Annotated in this window: 19 protein-coding genes; 11 read left to right on the top strand and 8 right to left on the bottom strand. The window is 64.7% G+C overall.

Translation table 11 applies throughout. The features are described from left to right. Positions 1-10 precede the first annotated feature (10 nt). Complete coding sequence (locus BUE39_RS12825; protein ID WP_073429049.1) at positions 11-793, bottom strand: response regulator transcription factor; 783 nt, start codon at positions 791-793, stop codon at positions 11-13. Positions 794-1,025: 232 nt separating this feature from the next. On the opposite strand from BUE39_RS12825, the gene recA reads away from it, so the two are divergent. The 8 genes from recA (at position 1,026) to BUE39_RS12785 (ending at position 9,470) form a co-directional block, all read left to right on the top strand. Next, complete coding sequence (recA, locus tag BUE39_RS12820) at positions 1,026-2,102, top strand: recombinase RecA (protein ID WP_073429048.1); 1,077 nt, start codon at positions 1,026-1,028, stop codon at positions 2,100-2,102. A gap of 7 nt (positions 2,103-2,109) precedes the next feature. Then, entirely contained in the window at positions 2,110-2,865 is a 756-nt protein-coding gene (gene recX, locus BUE39_RS12815) for a recombination regulator RecX (RefSeq protein WP_073429047.1), read from the top strand. 117 nt (positions 2,866-2,982) lie between these two features. After that, the gene (locus tag BUE39_RS12810) at positions 2,983-3,720 is read left to right on the top strand and encodes a DUF2889 domain-containing protein (RefSeq protein WP_073429046.1); all 738 of its coding nucleotides are present in this window, start codon (positions 2,983-2,985) and stop codon (positions 3,718-3,720) included. Then, positions 3,717-4,886: an ADP-forming succinate--CoA ligase subunit beta gene (sucC, locus tag BUE39_RS12805; RefSeq protein ID WP_073429045.1), complete on the top strand. Its 1,170-nt coding sequence runs from the start codon at positions 3,717-3,719 to the stop codon at positions 4,884-4,886. The genes BUE39_RS12810 and sucC overlap by 4 nt, the downstream gene beginning before the upstream one ends. Positions 4,887-5,012: 126 nt before the next feature. Then, a complete protein-coding gene (sucD, locus tag BUE39_RS12800) occupies positions 5,013-5,894 on the top strand; it encodes a succinate--CoA ligase subunit alpha (protein WP_073429044.1) in 882 nt (293 codons plus the stop codon). A 146-nt stretch (positions 5,895-6,040) separates the two neighbouring features. After that, positions 6,041-6,745, top strand: coding sequence for a TerC family protein (locus tag BUE39_RS12795; RefSeq protein WP_073429043.1), 705 nt, complete (start codon positions 6,041-6,043; stop codon positions 6,743-6,745). Between the two features lie 179 nt (positions 6,746-6,924). Beyond that, positions 6,925-7,548 carry a pilin gene (locus BUE39_RS12790; protein ID WP_073429042.1) on the top strand — a complete coding sequence of 208 codons (624 nt, stop codon included), beginning with the start codon at positions 6,925-6,927 and terminating at the stop codon, positions 7,546-7,548. A gap of 137 nt (positions 7,549-7,685) precedes the next feature. After that, positions 7,686-9,470, top strand: a complete 1,785-nt coding sequence (locus BUE39_RS12785) for a PglL family O-oligosaccharyltransferase (protein ID WP_073429148.1) — start codon at positions 7,686-7,688, stop codon at positions 9,468-9,470. 43 nt (positions 9,471-9,513) lie between these two features. On the opposite strand, the gene moaC is transcribed toward BUE39_RS12785, so the two are convergent. Next, positions 9,514-9,993, bottom strand: a complete 480-nt coding sequence (moaC, locus tag BUE39_RS12780) for a cyclic pyranopterin monophosphate synthase MoaC (protein ID WP_073429041.1) — start codon at positions 9,991-9,993, stop codon at positions 9,514-9,516. Between the two features lie 188 nt (positions 9,994-10,181). Between moaC and BUE39_RS12775 the strand changes: the two genes are divergently transcribed. After that, a complete protein-coding gene (locus BUE39_RS12775) occupies positions 10,182-11,909 on the top strand; it encodes a M48 family metalloprotease (RefSeq protein WP_073429040.1) in 1,728 nt (575 codons plus the stop codon). A 118-nt stretch (positions 11,910-12,027) separates the two neighbouring features. Here BUE39_RS12775 and BUE39_RS12770 read toward each other — a convergent pair whose 3' ends face one another. From BUE39_RS12770 to BUE39_RS12745, 6 genes are all read right to left on the bottom strand, one after another. Beyond that, complete coding sequence (locus BUE39_RS12770; RefSeq protein ID WP_073429039.1) at positions 12,028-12,600, bottom strand: DUF2946 family protein; 573 nt, start codon at positions 12,598-12,600, stop codon at positions 12,028-12,030. Then, positions 12,593-13,747: a YheT family hydrolase gene (locus BUE39_RS12765; protein WP_167363283.1), complete on the bottom strand. Its 1,155-nt coding sequence runs from the start codon at positions 13,745-13,747 to the stop codon at positions 12,593-12,595. The genes BUE39_RS12770 and BUE39_RS12765 overlap by 8 nt, the downstream gene beginning before the upstream one ends. A 40-nt stretch (positions 13,748-13,787) precedes the next feature. After that, positions 13,788-14,234 carry a nuclear transport factor 2 family protein gene (locus BUE39_RS12760; RefSeq protein ID WP_073429037.1) on the bottom strand — a complete coding sequence of 149 codons (447 nt, stop codon included), beginning with the start codon at positions 14,232-14,234 and terminating at the stop codon, positions 13,788-13,790. A 167-nt stretch (positions 14,235-14,401) separates the two neighbouring features. After that, positions 14,402-15,427: a lipopolysaccharide heptosyltransferase II gene (gene waaF, locus BUE39_RS12755; RefSeq protein WP_073429036.1), complete on the bottom strand. Its 1,026-nt coding sequence runs from the start codon at positions 15,425-15,427 to the stop codon at positions 14,402-14,404. Between the two features lie 447 nt (positions 15,428-15,874). Further along, positions 15,875-16,069 carry a zinc-finger domain-containing protein gene (locus tag BUE39_RS12750; RefSeq protein WP_064268765.1) on the bottom strand — a complete coding sequence of 65 codons (195 nt, stop codon included), beginning with the start codon at positions 16,067-16,069 and terminating at the stop codon, positions 15,875-15,877. Positions 16,070-16,138: 69 nt separating this feature from the next. After that, positions 16,139-17,062: a branched-chain amino acid transaminase gene (locus BUE39_RS12745; protein WP_073429035.1), complete on the bottom strand. Its 924-nt coding sequence runs from the start codon at positions 17,060-17,062 to the stop codon at positions 16,139-16,141. Between the two features lie 314 nt (positions 17,063-17,376). On the opposite strand from BUE39_RS12745, the gene BUE39_RS12740 reads away from it, so the two are divergent. Both BUE39_RS12740 and BUE39_RS12735 read left to right on the top strand, forming a co-directional pair. Further along, entirely contained in the window at positions 17,377-18,126 is a 750-nt protein-coding gene (locus BUE39_RS12740) for an AzlC family ABC transporter permease (protein ID WP_073429147.1), read from the top strand. Then, positions 18,123-18,446, top strand: a complete 324-nt coding sequence (locus BUE39_RS12735) for an AzlD domain-containing protein (RefSeq protein ID WP_073429034.1) — start codon at positions 18,123-18,125, stop codon at positions 18,444-18,446. The genes BUE39_RS12740 and BUE39_RS12735 overlap by 4 nt, the downstream gene beginning before the upstream one ends. The last annotated feature ends 147 nt before the right edge of the window (positions 18,447-18,593 follow it).

The following is an 18,593-nucleotide window of genomic DNA, read 5'->3' as shown; positions in this document are numbered from 1 at the left end:
GGGGTGTTCCCTATTTGAAATGGTGGCTCGCCGGCATCGGGCCCGACGGCGGCTCGGGTTCGGGCCCGGCGGGGGGCGGCGGCGCGCCCTCGCTCTCGCCGGCGTGGGCGTTCACGTTCGCGGGCGACGCCGCCTTCTCGAGGCAATATCCCAGGCCCCGCACAGTGATGATGCGCACGCCGCTCGGCTCGATCTTCTTGCGCAGCCGGTGCACGTAGACTTCGATCGCGTTGTTGCTGACCTCCTCGCCCCATTCGCACAGATGGTCGACGAGTTGTTCTTTCGAGACCAGGCGGCCGATGCGCTGCAGCAGCACTTCGAGCAAGCCCAGCTCGCGCGCCGACAGGTCGATCACCTGTTCGTTGACATAGGCGATGCGGCCAACCTGGTCGAACGACAGCGAGCCGTGCCGCACGACGGTCGGGCCGCCGCCCGCGCCGCGCCGGGTCAGCGCCCGCACGCGCGCCTCGAGTTCGTTCAGCGCGAAGGGTTTGGCCATGTAGTCGTCGGCGCCGAGGTCAAGGCCCTTGACGCGTTCGTCGACGCTGTCCGCGGCGGTCAGGATCAACACCGGCAGGTTCGAATTGCGCGCGCGCAGGCGGCGCAGCACCTCGAGTCCGGACATGCGCGGCAGGCCGAGATCGAGGATCAGCAGGTCGAAGGTTTGCATCGACAGGGCGGTGTCGGCCTCTACGCCGCTCTTCACGTGATCGACGGCATAGGCCGATTGGCGGAGTGATCGAACCAGACCGTCCGCGAGTATGCTGTCGTCTTCGGCAATCAGAATTCGCATGGTGCGCCAGCTTTGGCCTTGCCGGCACCTTGGGTGTCCCCGCGGCGCACAGCGGTCTCCGAAAATTATTGTGGGTGGTGGGGTAGCGCGAGAGTAAATATGCGCGTTCGCATGGAATCGTGCTTGCCAAAACCACTGTTTTTTTATACAGTGTCTGAGTTTCGTGCGCCGTTCGTTGAAAACGCGCTGCGCACCTGCCTCAGACGCCGTTCATCATAGCAAAGGACGATTCATGGAAGAAAGCAAGAAAGGCTCGGCTGGACTGACTGCTGAAAAGAGCAAGGCACTCGCTGCCGCACTCGCGCAGATCGAAAAGCAGTTCGGCAAGGGGTCGGTCATGCGGCTCGGCGCAGGTGAGGCAGTCGAAGACATCCAGGTGGTCTCAACCGGATCGCTCGGTCTCGACATCGCACTGGGCGTCGGCGGTTTGCCGCGTGGCCGTGTGGTCGAAATCTATGGCCCGGAGTCATCCGGTAAAACCACGCTGACGCTGCAGGTCATCGCCGAAATGCAGAAGATCGGCGGCACGGCGGCGTTTATCGACGCGGAACACGCGCTGGATATTCAGTACGCGGGCAAGCTCGGCGTAAATGTGAACGACCTGCTGGTCTCGCAGCCGGACACCGGCGAGCAGGCGCTCGAAATCGCCGACGCGCTGGTGCGCTCGGGCTCGATCGACATGATCGTGATCGACTCGGTCGCGGCCCTCGTGCCGAAGGCCGAAATCGAAGGCGAAATGGGCGACTCGCTGCCAGGTCTGCAAGCGCGTCTGATGTCGCAAGCGCTGCGCAAGCTCACCGGCACGATCAAGCGCACGAACTGCCTCGTGATCTTCATCAACCAGATCCGCATGAAGATCGGCGTGATGTTCGGCAATCCGGAAACCACCACGGGCGGCAACGCGCTGAAGTTCTACGCGTCGGTGCGCCTGGACATTCGCCGCATCGGTTCGATCAAGAAGAACGACGAAGTGATCGGCAATGAAACGCGCGTGAAGGTCGTCAAGAACAAGGTGGCGCCGCCGTTCCGCGAAGCGATTTTCGACATTCTGTATGGCGAGGGTATCTCGCGCCAGGGCGAGATCATCGACCTCGGCGTGCAGGCCAAGATCGTCGACAAGGCGGGTGCCTGGTATAGCTACAGCGGCGAACGTATCGGTCAGGGCAAGGACAATGCGCGCGAATTCCTGCGCGAGAATCCTGATATCGCTCGTGAAATTGAAAATCGTATCCGCGAATCGCTGGGTGTGAACGCCATGGCCGAAGCAGTGACCGGGGCGGGCGCCGAAGTCGCGGGCGAAGAAGAGTAACCATCACGTGATACGCAAGGGCCGGCCGTTGTCCGATGCTGGATGCAACGCGGGCGGCCCGCGTGACGGTAACGGCGATTCGAACGATCCGTTCGACCCGTCCGAATCGTTCGACGCACATGATCGCGCCGCGGGCCGTCGCTCGCGGCGCGCGCAGTTTGACTCCTCCCCACGTGTTACTTCTGATCCTTCCGGAAGCCCCTCGGGTTCTTCTGAAGCCGCTTCAGTCACCGAAACCACCTACACCCGCTCGCGTCGCGCGCCTGGCGAAGCGAAGCCGGATCAAGCCGAAGCGAAGAAATCCCAACGCCCGGCCCGTTCGCTAAAAGGGCGCGCGCTCGGCTATTTGTCTCGCCGTGAATACAGCCGCGCCGAGCTCGCGCGCAAGCTGAAACCGTTCGTCGAGGAAACCGATTCGCTCGACACCTTGCTCGATTCACTGGAAACGGAAAACTGGCTGTCCGATTCACGCTTCGCCGAAAGTCTGGTTCATCGGCGCTCGTCGCGGTTGGGCGCGAGCCGGATCGTCGGCGAATTGAAGCAACACGCGGTCGACCCGGCGCTAGTCGAGGAAGCCGGCGCGCAATTGCGCGAAACCGAACTCGCGCGAGCTCGAGCCGTTTGGCAAAAGAAATTCGGCCAGCTTCCCGAAACGCCCGCCGAACGCGCGAAGCAGGCGCGTTTTCTGGCGTCGCGCGGTTTTTCGAGCGCGACGATCGGCAAGATCCTCAAAGGTATCGACGAGGAGTGGAGCGGCGAGTAGCCAGCGGGCGCTGCTCGCTCGCCCCGGCCCGCTGGGCGTCGCCGCGCATTCCGACCTGTCTCAAATACCCAGTATGCTAAAATTCACCGGTTTTCCAATCCGGCCTTTCCTTTCCGCATGCCGCTCTCCCCGCCAGTGTCCCGTCAGTTGCGCCACCGTCGCGCAATCAGAGCGGAAGCCTACGAGCGAGCCGATGGCCTGTGGGATGTGGAAGCGTGCTTGACCGACGAAAAACCGCGCGACGTGGTGCTTGCGTCGGGCGTCCGGCCTCATGGTCAGCCGATTCATGAACTCTGGCTTCGCATCACCATCGATCGCAAGCTCAATGTCGTCGACGCCGAGGCGTCGTCCGACTGGGTGCCCTATCCCGGTCTGTGCCAAGCCAGCAATCCCGCCTACCGTGCCCTCATCGGGCTCAATCTGTTCCGCAACTTCCGTCGTGATGCCGCCCGTTTGCTGGCCGGCACGGCCGGCTGCACGCATCTCACCGAGTTGTGCGCGCTCCTGCCGACCGTCGCGATCCAGGCGTTCGCCGGGGACGTGTGGAACATCAACGAGGGTGCGCCGGGCGCTAGCGCCAGTTCAGAACGCGCATCGTCCAGCGGCGCGGGCGAGCATTCCAACGACAAACCGCCATTCCAGTTGGGACGCTGCCACGCGCTGCGTTTCGACGGCGAGGCGGTGCAGCAGTTTTATCCGCGCTGGTATGTCCGCGCTCCGTATACAGCGGATCGCGGCGCATCGTCAGATGGAGCGGCCCGCCACGAGGGCGAGGGCGGCAACGCGTCCGGCATGAACGGCGGCGACGGAAACGAAGTTCAATCCAACTCTCAGACTGAAGGGAATCACGCATGAAGATTCACGAGTACCAGGGTAAGGAAATCCTGCGGAAATTCGGCGTCGCGGTACCGCGCGGCAAGCCGGTCTTCTCGGTGGATGATGCGGTCAAGGCCGCGGAAGAGCTCGGCGGCCCGGTGTGGGTCGTGAAGGCTCAGATCCATGCGGGCGGCCGTGGCAAGGGCGGCGGCGTGAAGGTTGCCAAGACGCTGGAACAGGTTCGCGAGTACTCGAACCAGATCCTCGGCATGCAGCTCGTCACGCACCAGACCGGCGCGGAAGGCCAGAAGGTGAATCGCCTGCTGATCGAAGAAGGCGCTGACATCAAGAAGGAACTGTATGTCGGCCTCGTGATCGATCGCGTTTCGCAGAAGATCGTCGTGATGGCATCGAGCGAAGGCGGCATGGACGTCGAGGAAGTCGCGGAAAAGACGCCCGAGCTGATCCACAAGGTTGCGGTCGACCCGTCGACCGGCCTGAAAGACGCCGAAGCCGACGACCTCGCGAAGAAAATCGGCGTGCCCGACGCATCGATCCCGCAAGCGCGCGCGATCCTGCAAGGTCTGTACAAGGCATTCTGGGAAACCGACGCATCGCTCGCCGAAATCAACCCGCTGATCCTGACCGGCGACGGCAAGGTCATCGCGCTGGACGCGAAATTCAACTTCGATTCGAACGCACTGTTCCGTCATCCGGAAATCGTCGCGTATCGCGATCTGGACGAAGAAGATCCGGCTGAAGTCGAAGCGTCGAAGTTCGACCTCGCGTACATCTCGCTCGACGGCAACATCGGCTGCCTCGTGAACGGCGCGGGCCTCGCCATGGCAACGATGGACACCATCAAGCTGTTCGGCGGCGAACCGGCGAACTTCCTCGACGTGGGCGGTGGCGCCACGACCGAGAAGGTCACGGAAGCGTTCAAGATCATGCTGAAAAACCCGAACCTGACGGCGATTCTGGTCAACATTTTCGGCGGCATCATGCGTTGCGACGTGATCGCGGAAGGCGTGATCGCGGCGTCGAAGGCCGTGTCGCTGAAGGTGCCGCTCGTCGTCCGCATGAAGGGCACGAACGAGGACCTCGGCAAGAAGATGCTCGCTGAATCCGGTCTGCCGATCATCGCGGCGGACAGCATGGAAGAAGCGGCTCAGAAGGTCGTCGCGGCCGCTTCGGGCAAGGCGTAAGCCTTAGTCCACGGTTTTTTGCCAGGATTAACCAGGATTACGAATGGCGGCGCGTAAGCGACGCGGGCGGAGAACATCCCGCCTCGTGGCGCCACCGCGCGGCGCCAAACGAACAGAGGTCAATACATGTCGATTCTGATTAACAAAGACACCAAGGTCATCACGCAGGGCATCACCGGCAAGACCGGTCAGTTCCATACGCGTGCTTGCCGTGAATACGCAAACGGCCGCGAAGCGTTCGTTGCGGGCGTGAACCCGAAGAAGGCCGGCGAAGATTTCGAAGGCATTCCCATCTACGCGAGCGTCGCTGAAGCCAAGGCTGAAACGGGCGCGACCGTGTCGGTGATTTACGTGCCGCCGGCAGGCGCCGCGGCTGCGATCTGGGAAGCGGTCGAGGCCGATCTGGATCTGGCGATCTGCATCACGGAAGGCATTCCCGTGCGTGACATGATCGAGATCAAGGACCGCATGCGTCGCGAAAATCGCAAGACGCTGCTGCTCGGACCGAACTGCCCCGGCACGATAACGCCGGACGAACTGAAGATCGGCATCATGCCGGGTCACATCCACCGCAAGGGCCGCATCGGCGTCGTGTCGCGTTCGGGCACGCTCACGTATGAAGCAGTCGGCCAACTGACGGCGATCGGCCTCGGCCAGTCGTCGGCGGTCGGTATCGGCGGCGACCCGATCAACGGTCTGAAGCACATCGACGTGATGAAGATGTTCAACGACGATCCGGATACGGACGCCGTGATCATGATCGGCGAGATCGGCGGTCCGGACGAAGCGAACGCGGCGTACTGGATCAAGGACAACATGAAGAAGCCGGTGGTCGGCTTCATCGCCGGTGTCACGGCGCCTCCGGGCAAGCGCATGGGCCACGCCGGCGCGCTGATCTCGGGCGGTGCCGATACGGCCGAAGCGAAGCTCGAAATCATGGACGCTTGCGGCATCAAGGTCACGAAGAACCCGTCGGAAATGGCGCGTCTTCTGAAGGCGATGCTGTAAGTCGAAATTCGCCTGCAATGCCGGCGTGTTTTTGATACGCTTACGGAGTCCTTTCGTCAGCGTGCGGTTCTAAGAAGCGGGGGAGTTTTTAGACTCCTCCGCTTTTTTATTGGCCCCGTGTCCGATTTCTTCTTATTCTTTTACTCATGCTCGAGTTTTTCGCCACGCTCCATTGGGGCGCAGTCATACAGATCATCGTCATCGACATTCTGCTCGGCGGCGACAATGCCGTCGTGATCGCGCTGGCTTGCCGCAACTTGCCGCCGGCACAGCGCACGAAGGGCGTGTTGTGGGGCACGGTCGGCGCCATTCTGTTGCGCGTGGCGCTGATCGCGTTCGCAGTGGCGCTGCTCGACGTGCCGTTGCTGAAGTTTACCGGCGGCCTCCTGTTGCTGTGGATCGGCGTGCGCCTGATGGCGCCCGCGCATGACCCCCACGAGAACGTCAAGCCGGCCGACAAGCTGATGTCGGCGATCAAGACGATCATCGTCGCGGACGCGGTGATGAGCCTCGACAACGTGATCGCGATTGCGGGCGCGGCTGAGGCGGCCGATCCGGAGCACCGTCTCGCGCTGGTGATTTTCGGTCTCGTGGTGAGCATTCCGCTGATCGTGTGGGGCAGCCAGGTGGTGCTCAAACTGCTCGACCGCTTTCCGATCGTCATCACGCTCGGCGCCGCGTTGCTTGGCTGGATCGCGGGCGGCCTCATCATCAACGACCCGGCGGGCGACCGTTGGCCGATCCTCGATACGCCCGCAGCCGAGTACGGCATGTGCATCGCGGGCGCTTTGTTCGTCGTGATCGTCGGTTATCTGTTCAAGCGCCGCAATGCCCATCGCGCGGCGGCTTGAGGTTCGATCTCGAGCGGAGTGAAACGCGCGGCGTCTTGTGGTGAGCGCGGCCCGCGCCGCCGCGCCGGCCCAACGTTAGCCATTCGGCCGACTGGGTGAAAGAAGCGCTGCTGGCTACGATTGAAACGCCTGTTCCCGATTCGCGGGGCAGGCGTTTTTTTCGTTTCAGGAGCTTGCAGATGATCGTTACCTTGCCGTATTCCCCTTATTCCCACGCCGTGCCGCGCTCGCGTTCCACGTTTATGCGAGCGCGCTGGTCCGCGCGGCTCACGCGCGCATTCCGCCGCGTCGGCTTCGGTTTCACGCTGATCGAACTGATGATCGTGCTGGCGATTGTCGGTGTGATTGCCGCCTACGCGATTCCCGCGTACCAGGACTATCTGGCTCGCAGCCGCGTGGGCGAGGGGCTGTCGCTCGCCGCATCGGCGCGGCTCGCGGTGGCCGAAAATGCCGCGAGCGGCAATGCGTTCGGCGGCGGTTATGCGTCGCCGCCGGCCACGCGCAACGTGGAGTCCGTTCGCGTCGACGAAGATACCGGCCAGATCACCGTCGCCTTCACGACGCGCGTTGCGCCGGCCGGCTCGAACACGCTCGCGCTCGTACCATCGGTTCCAGACAACGCGGATGCGCCGACCGCGCGCGTCGCGTTGAGCAAGGGCGCCATGCAGGCGGGCTCGCTGACGTGGGAGTGCTTCACCGGAGGTAAAGCCGCGTCGTCGCTGCCGGCGCCGGGCGCCGGTCCCGCACCCGCTGAAGCGCCCACCTTGCCGTCGAATCTCGCCCCGCCGGAATGCCGCTCGTGACCGACGACGCGAATCGGATGGATGAGTGAGCACATCGACGTAAAACGCTGATTTTTGGCATATTTCAGCTCGGCCGGCGCACAGCGGGAGGATTTTTTTGTATAGTGCGCCGGTTGCTGACGCCCACCGGTTACTCGATGCCCACCCCATTCGCGCGCTACCTCTCTCTCGTTCTGTTGGCTCTCGCGTTGGTGCTGCCGTATGCAGTTGTCAACCACACGTATCCGATCCCGACGTTCTACGCTGAATTCACCGCGCTCGCGCTGTATCTGCTGACCGGCGCGGGTGTCGTGCTGCTGTTCGTCAGCGCGACACCGCGCATTTCATTCGCATCGCCCGTCGTCGCGCTCGTACCGTTGCTGTTCGGGCTGCTGCTGGTGGCGCAATCGGTGTTGCTGCCGGTCGCGCAGCCGTCGATGAACTGGCTCGGCGGCGGCTTTCTGCTCGCCGCATTCATGGCGACGCATGCGGGCTACGGTTTCACGCGCGCGAAGCTCAATGAGACGGCGCTGCGCTGGGCGGCCGGGGCATTGATCGTGGGCGGTCTGTTCGCGGTGTTCTGTCAGCTGATCCAGTTGTTTCATCTCGAGGTGCGCGTGTCGCCGTTCGTCGTCGCCTATAACGTGACCACCGAGCGCCGGCCGTTCGGCAATATGGCGCAGGCGAACCACCTCGCCACCTACATCGCGTTCGCGATGGCGGGGGCGCTGTATCTCGTGCAGACGCGGCGCATCGCCGTCGGCATCTGGCTGCTGGTGTCGACGATTTTCGCGGTTGGACTCGCGTTGACCGTCTCGCGCGGTCCGTGGCTGCAGATGGGCGTGCTCGTGGTGGCGGGTTTCTGGATGGCGTTCGCACAGACGCGCGATCACGCTCAGTTACGCCGCGGCAACCGCGAATGGATCATCCCGATCGTGCTGGCGGTGCTGTTCTTCGCGATCAATGCTTTGATCCGCTGGGCCAATGTGCGCTATCACCTGGAGCTCGGGCAATCCGCGGCCGACCGCTTCAAGGACGCCGGCCAGATCGCGCCGCGCCTCGCGTTGTGGAAGTACGGCTGGACGATGTTCAAGACGCATCCGCTGCTAGGCGTGGGCTGGGGCGAATTCCCGAGCTATCAATACGAGTTCGCGAAGACGCTGGGCGGCGTCGAGATCGCCAACAACTCGCATGACATTTTCATCGACCTGCTCGCCAAGACCGGCTTGATCGGCCTCGCGATCGTGCTGTTCGGCCTCGTCACGTGGCTCGTGCGCGTAGTGCGTGCGCCGCAAACTGCCGCGCGCGTGTTCGGCATCGCGCTGATCGGCGTGCTGGTGATGCATGCGCTAGTCGAATATCCGCAGCAGTACATGTTCTTTCTGCTGCCGGCGATGTTCGTGTTCGGCTTGCTGGAGACGCGGCCGTTGCGGCTCGTGCCCGGGCGTCTGTCGTTCGGCGCGTTTGTGGTGGTGGTGTTCGGCGGCCTCGCGGCGCTCTATCCGGTGTATCGCGACTACGCGCGCGCCGAGGTGCTGTATTACGGCGCGCGTCCCGCCGAGCAGTATCGCGCGGACCCGTCGTTCCTCTTTCGGGCGTGGGGCGATTACGGTCTCGCGACGTTGCTGCCGATGAATTCGATGGACCTGCAGCACAAGCTCGCCATGCACAGGCAGGCGATGGCGCTCTTGCCGGGCGAAACGGTGCTGCGCCGCTATGCGGTATTGCAGGCGCTGAGCGGCGATGCGGCGGCGGCATTCGACACCGTCGAACGCCTGAAAATCTTCGCCGAGGAATTGAAAGACTGGCCGTCGCAATTGAGCTATCTGTACGAACTGTGCGACGAGCAGAAGACGCTGACCGGTTTCAAGGCGGAATTGATGAAGCGCTATGGCATGCCGCCGCACGACGTCAATCAGGACGACGAGAGCGAGGAAGATTGAGCCGCGCTGTCGTTCATACGCCGCAGAGGTGAGCGGGGCGTCGTCACCCCCTCGCCACCCAATCCCCCGACTTCCCGCCGTGCTTCTCCAGCACCTTCACATCGGTGATCGTCATCCCGCGATCCACCGCCTTGCACATGTCGTACACCGTCAGCAGCCCAACCTGAACGGCGGTCAGCGCTTCCATCTCCACACCGGTTCGTCCGAGTGTTTCCACCTGAACCGTGCAATGCACGCCGGGTAGCGTGCCGTCGAGTTCGAAGTCCACCTTGACGCGCGTCAGCGCAAGCGGATGACAGAGCGGGATGAGATCGGCGGTGCGCTTCGAGCCTTGAATCGCAGCGATGCGCGCGATGCCGATGACGTCGCCTTTTTTCGCGTTGCCGTCGCGGATCACCGCGAACGTCTCCGGCAACATGCGGATCGAGCCGCGCGCGATGGCGATGCGCTTGGTCTCCTGCTTGCCGCCGACGTCCACCATATGCGCCTGGCCGGCAGCGTCGAAATGAGTGAGTTCAGGCATGGTTGGGCTCCTTCAGAGGGCGCCTATCATAGCAGCGCGCCGGGGCGGGGATTCGTAGCGAGGTGTCTGCGGCCTGGATCAGCCAAACTGTCCGAAGCACTGCGGCGACTGACTACAATGACCCCATGCCCGCTATCTTAGTCCGAGCGGCGGGCGTCGCTTTTCGACTTCGTCATACCGATCTCGCGATGCGTCTCAAACGCTTTCTTGCCACGTTGTTGTCCGTTGCGCTCGCCGCGCCGCCGGGCGCGTTCGCGCAATCGCATGCCGCGTCCCATGTCACGCCCGGCACCATGGAGTCCGCGGAATCGCCGTTGGTGAGCGGCCCGGCCGATTCTTATCCGGACCCGATCGTGCCGCCCGGCATCGCGCAAGGCGTGTTCGGCGTATATGGCGGCGCGCGGAGCCGCTTTTCCCAACGGGACTTCCTTCGGGGCGGCGGTTCAAACACCGGCTGGCGCGCGCCGATCGTCGCGCAGCAATTGCCCGACCTCGGCAGCGGCGGTTCAGACTCGCTGACGCCGCAGGCCGAGCGCAAACTCGGCGAACGCGTGATGCGCGAAGTGCGCCGCGATCCCGACTATCTCGACGACTGGCTGGTGCGCGACTACCTCAACTCGGTCGCCGCGAAACTCGCCGCGGCGGCGAGCACGCTCTACATCGGCGGCTATCGTCCGGACTTCGATCTGTTCGCGGTGCGCGATGCGCAGATCAACGCGTTCTCGTTGCCGGGCGGTTTTATCGGCGTCAACACCGGCTTGATCGTGGCGACGCAAACCGAGTCCGAGCTTGCGTCCGTCGTCGGCCACGAGATGGGCCACGTCTTGCAGCGGCACATTTCGCGGATGCTCACGGCCGGCGAGCGCAGCACCTACGCCGCGCTCGCCGGCATGCTGTTCGGCGTCCTGGCGGGCGTGCTCGCGCACAGCGGCGACCTGGGCAGCGCGATCGCGATCGGCGGCCAGGCGTATGCCATCGACAACCAGTTGCGTTTCTCGCGTTCCGCCGAGCACGAGGCGGACCGCGTCGGCTTTCTGCTGCTCGCCGGCGCCGGTTACGACCCGTATGCGATGACGAGCTTCTTCGGCCGCCTCGATCGCGCGTCGATGAGCGACACGGGCATCCCGGCCTATGCGCGCACGCACCCGCTGACCGGCGAACGGATCGCCGACATGGAAGACCGCGCGCGCCGCGCGCCGTACCGGCAGCCGCATCAAGCGTCCGAATATGGTTTCGTGCGAGCGCGGGCGCGCTTGCTGCAGGATCGCTCGCGCGGCGAATACGCGGACGAAATTTCGCGCTTGCGCTCGGAGATCGAGGACCGGACAGCGGTGAATGTCGCCGCGAACTGGTACGGCATCGCCTATGGACAGATGCTGCTGGACCGTTACGACGACGCGGCGGCGTCGCTGGCTGCCTCGCGCGCGGCGTTTGCCGTGAGCGAGCAAGGAGCAGGGGAGCCCGCGCGCAGTTCGCCGAGCCTCGAGGTGCTGGCCGCCGATATCGCGCGGCGCGCCGGTCGCAACGACGAAGCCGCTCGTCTCGCCGAGTTCGCGCAGAAGCGCTGGCCGCAGTCGAATGCCGCCATCGACATGCATATCCGCACACTGCTGACGTTGCGGCGTTTTACCGATGCGCAGGCCCTCGCCCGCCAGGAGACGCGTGCTCAACCGGACCAGCCGGCCTGGTGGATGTATCTCGCGCAGGCCAGCGCCGGCAGCGGCGATGCGTTGACACAGCATCGCGCAATGGCGGAAAAGTTCGCGCTCGAGGGGGCGTGGCCATCGGCCATCCGTCAACTGAAGGACGCGCGCGATTTGAAGGCGATTGGCTACTACGACCTCGCAACCGTCGATGCGAGGCTGCATGAGATGGAGAGCCGCTATAAGGAGGAGCGGCTCGACGAGAAGAGCTAGGGGCGTGTTGGCATCGTTGCCGCTCGACGAGAAGAGCTAGGGGCGTGTTGGCATCGTTGCCGCTCAACGGCGGAGCCGCGATACAGTTCGCGCGGAGCAAACAGCCGGAGCCGAGACCCTAGACTCGCGCCGCCGGACTGGCAACAAAGCCGAACCGCGCGGCGACTTCGCCTCGCCGCACCGGTTGCAAGGGCAAGACCAGCCCATTGTTCCAGCGCAACTCGCCGCCCGTCGAATCCTCTGTCAGCGTGGCGTGATCGGCGAAAATTTCCAGATCGTGATCATGCAAAACCGCGACCTTCGGCGGCGCGGAGCCATCGACAAACACGATCCCGCCTTCATCGTCGACGAATACCGCCGAGGGCTCGAACGCGCCGCCGGCCTGGTCCGTCAGCGAAAGCGCGCCGGCGGCATCGAGCGACAACCTCACCACCCACGGCGTATAGCCCAGCTCGACATAAACCCGCTGCGGGCCGTTCTGAAAGAACCACTGTCCGTGTTCGTCGGCGTCGTAGTTCCGATTGATGAATCCGAGCAGCGCCTCGTGCCGGATCGGCTCACCGGGCAAGCCGCTCGCCTGCGCCGCCTCGTCCCGCATGCGCCAGTTGCCGCGCCGGTCCAGCATCAGCCACCCTGTGCAACCCGGCACATTGGGCCACTTGGCGAGGGCCTGCCTGACGATGTCATCCATGATCGACGTGCCGCTCCAGGTAGCCGAACACGCGTCGCGACAGCCAGTCGATGCGGCCGGGGAACGGCCCCGTCATGAAGCCGGCGTGGCCGCCGTGCCTCGGTTGATCGAGTTCGACCGCGGCCGACACGTCGTGCCGCGACGGCAACGCCGCAGCCGGCAGGAACGGATCGTTGCGCGCGTTCAGCACCAGCGTCGGCACCTGAATGTGCGGCAGCAAAGGCCGCGTGGTCGCGCTGCTCCAGTAGTGGTCGGTATCGCGAAAGCCGTGCAGCGGCGCGGTCACGACGTTGTCGAACTCGTACATCGTGCGGCTCGCGAGCATCGCGTCACGGTCGAACAGGCCCGGAAACTGGACCAGCTTCTGCTCGGCCTTCTGCTTCAACGTCTTCAGGAAACTGCGTGTGTAGACCATGCCGAAGCCCTGCGACAGCGCGCGTCCGCCGGCGTGCACGTCGATCGGCGTGGAAATGGCCGCCGCGGCCGAGACAACCGACGCCGCATCGTCGCGCCGCTCGCCGAGCCAGCGCAGCAACACATTGCCGCCGAGCGACACGCCCGCCACGACGATCGGCCCGCGATGCGCGGCCCGCAAGCGCCGCAGAATCCAATCGACTTCGTTGCTGTCGGCGAGATGATAGAAGCGCGGCAACAGATTTAACGCCCCGCTGCAACTGCGAAAGTGCGGCACGACGCCATGCCAGCCGTATTCGCGCGCGGCCGACATCAGCGTGGCCGCGTAGTGCGACGCCGAGCTGCCTTCCAGGCCGTGAAACAGCACGAAGAGCGGGGCGTCGGCGGCAGGCGCCCGAGGGGCGGAAGCGGTGTTGCCGGCAGGATCGTGCACGACCCAATCGAGGTCGATGAAGTCGCCGTCGGGCGTGTCCCAGCGCTCGCGGCGGAACGTCACCGCCGGGCGGCGCGCGAACAGCGACGGAACGATGGTCTGCGCATGGCGGTTCGGCAGCCAGAGCGGTGCGCGATAGAGCAGTTCGACAGCAGCGTCGACAGCGACCGCGGCGCGGGCGGCGACGGAAGCGGCGGATTGATCGTGCGTCGCCGCCCAACTCCCCAAGGGGGCTGCCTTCGGGGCGTGCCCCAGCAGCACTTCCTTCGGGGCGGGGGACTTCGTGCGGGGCGTGCTCATTCCGGCGTCGAACAGGAGATGAAACGGAACAAGGCGCGCGTCAGTGCAGCGAGCCCTGGCCATGCCGCATTTTCGTGGCGAACTGGCTGGCGGCCTCGTTCGGCATCGGGCTTGCGTGAATGTGCGCGATGCGCCATTCGCCGCGCTCGTGGACCATCACGTAAGTGGTGAACACCATGGCGGGCGTGGCGGTGGGATCGGCCGGGCGATGCGCTTCGGCGATCGCGTAGACGACGGTGCCGAGGCTGTCGTAGACGCGGATATCGAGCGGTTCGATCGAAACAGGCGCGGCTTCGAGCTGAATCTGCAAGCCGGCGCGAATGCTGTCGAGACCGTGCAGATGCGAGCCGTCGGCGCAGATGCAACTGACGAACTCCTCATCGATCCACAGGCCCATCAAGCTGTCGATATTGACCTCGGCGACGGCCTGATAGTAGGCGTTCAGCGTATCGGCGGCGGCTTCGAAGATATGGGCAAAACGTGGCATGGCTCGTCAGTCTCTTGTGCGCGGCGCGCGGTTGCGGGGCAGCGGTCAGCGGGACAGTCCGGCGCACCGGACGATCGCACCCGAGCGCCAGAATGCCCGCGCCGCAAGGCGCGAACATGACGCGACGCGCTCAGGGCGTGCGGTGTTGCGTGCGAGTGTCAGCGGGCTCAGCGTTGCGCGAGCAGCATGCCGCGCAAATCGCCGAAGACCTGCTCGGCGCTCAACTGCTTCAGGCAGTTCAGATGGCCGAGCGGACACTCGCGCTGAAAACAGGGGCTGCATTCGAGATGAAGCCATTGTACCTTCGCAAGCTCCGACAAGGGCGGCGTGTGGCGCGGATCGGTGGAACCGTACACCGCCACCAGCGGCCGGCGCAGGGCGGCCGCCACGTGCATCAGACCGGAATCGTTGGTGACGACCGCGCCGGCCCGCGAGATCAACGCGCACGCTTCGCCCAGCGCGGTCTGGCCGCACAGGTTGCGCACGTTCGGCGCCTTCTCGGCGATCGCTTGGGCCAACGGCGCATCTTTCGGCGAACCGAGCGCGACGATCTGCGTGTACGGGAACGACTGGCCGACCATTTGCGCGAGCGCCGCGAAATGCTCGGGCGGCCAGCGCTTGGCGGGACCGTACTCGGCGCCGGGGCAGAACACCAGCAGCGGCACGCGGGTATCGAGATTGAAGCGCGCGGAGACGCGCGCCGCTTCGTTCGGATCGGCGTCGAGCCGCGGCATCGGCAGATCGCCGGGGACCTTCGCGCCGGGCGCGTAGGCGAGGGCGGCGTATTGGTCGACCATCGGCGGGCGCTCGTCCTTGCGCGGATTGGCGTGGCGCACGTTCAACAGGCCGTAGCGGCTTTCGCCGGTATAGCCGATGCGCAAGCGGATGCCCGCCATCCACGGAATCAGCGCCGACTTGAGCGAGTTCGGCAGCACGTAGGCGGCGTCGTAGCCGACGTCGCGCAAGTCGCTCGCCAGTTGCCAGCGGCGCAGCATTTGCAGCTTGCCGTGCGCGAGGTCGGTGGCGTAGACGTCGCGGATTTCCGGCATGCGTTCGAGCACGGGCGCGACCCAGGAGGGCGCGACCGCGTCGATGACCATGCGCGGGTGCAATTTCGCGAGGCGCGCAAACAGCGGCTGCGCCATCAATGCGTCACCGATCCAGTTCGGTGCGATAACCAACGCGCGACGCATCAGAGTGAGTGTCCGGTGTTCAGTCGAAGCGCCGCGCGAGCCATGCGCGCGGCGTTCGGATAGGTAAAAGGGAAATTGCCGTGAGCTGCCTGGCGCTCATTCCGCAAAGCCGGATGCGCAGTGGCGGCGGCTTGCGTCCCGCGCGCCCGGTGTGGCGCTCGTAGCCGCGTTTGCCTCTGCCCTGGCTGCCGCCTAACGTTCGCCGTTGCCCGCTGAAAGGCCACGCGCGGCTCGCCGAACGGCGAACCGGGCAGTGGAATCCGCAATGGATCAGGCGGTAGATCGGGCGGTGAATCAGCCGACAGCAACTCAGCAGACAGCAACTCAGCAGACAGCAACTCAGCAGACAGCAACTCAGCAAGCGGAAAGCCCGGCTGCCATCCCGCGAGGGACCAGCCGGGCGCGCCGCGCCGCCAGCGCCCGCTGCTCAGTGGGTGGCGTTCGGTCTTAATGACCTTTGACCACTTCGCCGTCGCGCAGCTTGTAACGCGTGCTGCAGTACGGGCAGCGCGCCTCGCCGTGCGTGACGTCGATGAAAACGCGCGGATGCGCGCTCCAGCGCGGCATGGCCGGGTTCGGGCAGTACGCCGGCAAATCTTTCGCCGACAGTTCGACCAGCGGCATTTCCTTGATTTCGCTCATGAGACTTTCTCGTTGTATGCAGGGTGCGGGCGTTGTGCCGTTAAACAGCCGAAGCCAGGGCAACGCGCGTTAAATCTTGGTGAGCCAGTGCGCGTAGTTCTCGCTCCTGCCGTTCACGATGTCGAAGAAGCCCGACTGCAGCTTCTCGGTGATCGGGCCGCGTGCGCCCGCGCCGATCGTGCGGTTGTCGAGCTCGCGGATCGGCGTGACTTCGGCGGCGGTGCCGGTGAAGAACGCTTCGTCGCAGGTATAGACCTCGTCGCGCGTGATGCGCTTTTCGATCACCGGAATGCCCATGTCGCGCGCCAGCGTGATGACCGTGTCGCGCGTGATGCCGTCGAGGCACGACGACAGATCGGGCGTGTACAGCTTGCCGTTGTTGACGAGGAAGAAGTTCTCGCCCGAGCCTTCCGACACGTAGCCGTCGACGTCGAGCAGCAGCGCTTCGTCGTAGCCGTCGGCGATCGCTTCCTGGTTGGCGAGGATCGAGTTCACGTACCAGCCCGACGCCTTCGCGCGCACCATCGACACGTTCACGTGATGGCGCGTGAACGACGAGGTCTTGACGCGGATGCCCTTGGCGATGCCGTCTTCACCGAGGTAAGCGCCCCACGGCCAGGCGGCGATCGCCACGTGGATCGTGTTGCCCTTGGCCGACACCCCGAGCTTTTCCGAGCCGACCCAGATGATGGGGCGCAGATAGCAGGACTCCAGCTTGTTTTCGCGGACCACTTCGCGCTGCGCCGCGGCGAGCGTTTCGTGGTCGAAGGGCACGTCCATCTGGAAGATCTTGGCCGAGTTGAGTAGCCGCTTGGTGTGTTCCTGCAGACGGAAAATCGCGGTGCCGCCGTCGGCCGTCTTGTAGGCGCGCACGCCCTCGAAAACGCCCATGCCGTAATGCAGCGTGTGGGTGAGCACGTGGATCTTGGCATCGCGCCACTCGATGAGCTTGCCATCCATCCAGATCTTGCCGTCGCGGTCGGCCATTGACATACGATTCTCCAGCAGGTGCGGTTGTGCGTTTGTGAGTGCCCTCGAACCCGGCGCCTTGCGCGAGGCCGCGGGGGACAAGCGCGGGTACAAGCGCGGGGACAAGAAAACCTGGGGCTGCCCGGCGTTTTCTCGTGGGGTCATGCGAGGAGCGTTATTTTAGCGTCTTTTGCACACCAAACGGGCATTTGGCCGCACTTCGGGCGCTATAATTCGGCGCACGCATAATTCACATCCGGATGCGCCAGCGGGTGCTTGACGACCTGGCGCCGACTTCCCCTTCGTTGCGGCGCCGCCTCGCGTCCGCGTTTCGCCTCATGCTCGCTCGTTTGTCCGATACCGATCGCCGCGCCTTTATCGAGGGCGCGCGCGCGTATTCGCCCACGCTCATGGCGATTTTCTCGTGGGGCCTCGTCACCGGTATCGCGATGAGCAAGTCGGTGCTCACGGTGCCGCAGGCGCTCGCCATGTCGCTGCTGTGCTACGCCGGTTCGTCGCAACTGGCGGTGCTGCCGCTGCTCGCCGCCAAGCTGCCGATCTGGACCGTGCTGCTCACGGCCGCGATGGTCAATACGCGTTTTGTGATCTTCAGCGTCGGCCTCGCGCCGCACTTCTCCTATCTGTCGATGTGGCGGCGCATCGTGCTCGGCTACTTCAATGGCGACGTGATCTATCTGCTGTTCCAGAAGAAGAGCTTCCCGACCGGCTACGTGCCGGGCAAGGAGGCGTACTTCTGGGGCATGGCGCTGTGCAGTTGGCTGTCGTGGCAAGTGTCGTCGGTCGCCGGCATCTTGCTGGCGAGCATGATTCCCGACAACTGGGGCCTCGGCCTCGCCGGCACGCTGGCGCTGCTGCCCATCATGGTGGCGGCGATCGCGACGCGCTCCACGCTGGTCGCGGTCAGCGTCGCGGGCGTGGTATCGCTGCTCGCCTTCGATCTGCCGTACCGGCTCGGGCTGCCGCTCGCGGTGATCGCCGCGATCATGGCCGGCAGCGCCGCCGATCTGATGGTCGAGCGCGCCGATCTGCGCCGTATCCGTAGCAATAGCGCCGGAGATTCCCGATGACATCCACGCAAATCTGGCTGGCCATTTTCGGCATGACGCTGGTCACCGCCGTGACACGCGCGATGTTTCTAATCGGTGGTGAGCGCACGGTGTTGCCGGAGCGCGTGCAGCGGATGCTGCGTTATGCGCCGGCGGCCGCATTGGCCGCCGTCGTGCTCCCCGACGTGCTGGCGACGCCCGAAGGTCTTTCGTTCGCGCCGTCCAACCACGAGTTTTATGCGACGCTAGCCGGTCTCGGGTGGTTTTTGTGGCGGCGCACCATGCTTGGCACGATCGTCGTCGGGATGCTCGTGTTCACCGTCCTGCGCCTCGTCGTGTGAGTTGAGGGGCGTGGATCGGGCGGCAAATGCTGCGTCGCGACACGGGCCGGGCGGCTGGCAAATACGGGGCATACGCCCCGCCGCGGGTCAGAAGGCCGTAAGGATCAGTTAAAATGGCCGTTTCCGGGATAACCGCGCCGCTGCATC

The organism is Paraburkholderia terricola (assembly GCF_900142195.1).
Lineage (GTDB): Bacteria > Pseudomonadota > Gammaproteobacteria > Burkholderiales > Burkholderiaceae > Paraburkholderia > Paraburkholderia terricola.
The sequence above is the reverse complement of the archived record's forward strand: the minus strand, read 5'-3'. Positions and strand labels throughout refer to the sequence as shown.

Bases quoted from the DNA above. Each gene is read 5' to 3' on its own strand.
- BUE39_RS12825 (WP_073429049.1), bottom strand. From the start codon at position 793: ATGCGAATTCTGATTGCCGAAGACGACAGCATACTCGCGGACGGTCTG.
- recA (WP_073429048.1), top strand. From the start codon at position 1,026: ATGGAAGAAAGCAAGAAAGGCTCGGCTGGACTGACTGCTGAAAAGAGC.
- BUE39_RS12810 (WP_073429046.1), top strand. From the start codon at position 2,983: ATGCCGCTCTCCCCGCCAGTGTCCCGTCAGTTGCGCCACCGTCGCGCA.
- sucC (WP_073429045.1), top strand. From the start codon at position 3,717: ATGAAGATTCACGAGTACCAGGGTAAGGAAATCCTGCGGAAATTCGGC.
- sucD (WP_073429044.1), top strand. From the start codon at position 5,013: ATGTCGATTCTGATTAACAAAGACACCAAGGTCATCACGCAGGGCATC.
- BUE39_RS12795 (WP_073429043.1), top strand. From the start codon at position 6,041: ATGCTCGAGTTTTTCGCCACGCTCCATTGGGGCGCAGTCATACAGATC.
- BUE39_RS12790 (WP_073429042.1), top strand. From the start codon at position 6,925: ATGATCGTTACCTTGCCGTATTCCCCTTATTCCCACGCCGTGCCGCGC.
- BUE39_RS12785 (WP_073429148.1), top strand. From the start codon at position 7,686: ATGCCCACCCCATTCGCGCGCTACCTCTCTCTCGTTCTGTTGGCTCTC.
- moaC (WP_073429041.1), bottom strand. From the start codon at position 9,993: ATGCCTGAACTCACTCATTTCGACGCTGCCGGCCAGGCGCATATGGTG.
- BUE39_RS12775 (WP_073429040.1), top strand. From the start codon at position 10,182: ATGCGTCTCAAACGCTTTCTTGCCACGTTGTTGTCCGTTGCGCTCGCC.
- BUE39_RS12770 (WP_073429039.1), bottom strand. From the start codon at position 12,600: ATGGATGACATCGTCAGGCAGGCCCTCGCCAAGTGGCCCAATGTGCCG.
- BUE39_RS12765 (WP_167363283.1), bottom strand. From the start codon at position 13,747: ATGAGCACGCCCCGCACGAAGTCCCCCGCCCCGAAGGAAGTGCTGCTG.
- BUE39_RS12760 (WP_073429037.1), bottom strand. From the start codon at position 14,234: ATGCCACGTTTTGCCCATATCTTCGAAGCCGCCGCCGATACGCTGAAC.
- waaF (WP_073429036.1), bottom strand. From the start codon at position 15,427: ATGCGTCGCGCGTTGGTTATCGCACCGAACTGGATCGGTGACGCATTG.
- BUE39_RS12750 (WP_064268765.1), bottom strand. From the start codon at position 16,069: ATGAGCGAAATCAAGGAAATGCCGCTGGTCGAACTGTCGGCGAAAGAT.
- BUE39_RS12745 (WP_073429035.1), bottom strand. From the start codon at position 17,062: ATGTCAATGGCCGACCGCGACGGCAAGATCTGGATGGATGGCAAGCTC.
- BUE39_RS12740 (WP_073429147.1), top strand. From the start codon at position 17,377: ATGCTCGCTCGTTTGTCCGATACCGATCGCCGCGCCTTTATCGAGGGC.
- BUE39_RS12735 (WP_073429034.1), top strand. From the start codon at position 18,123: ATGACATCCACGCAAATCTGGCTGGCCATTTTCGGCATGACGCTGGTC.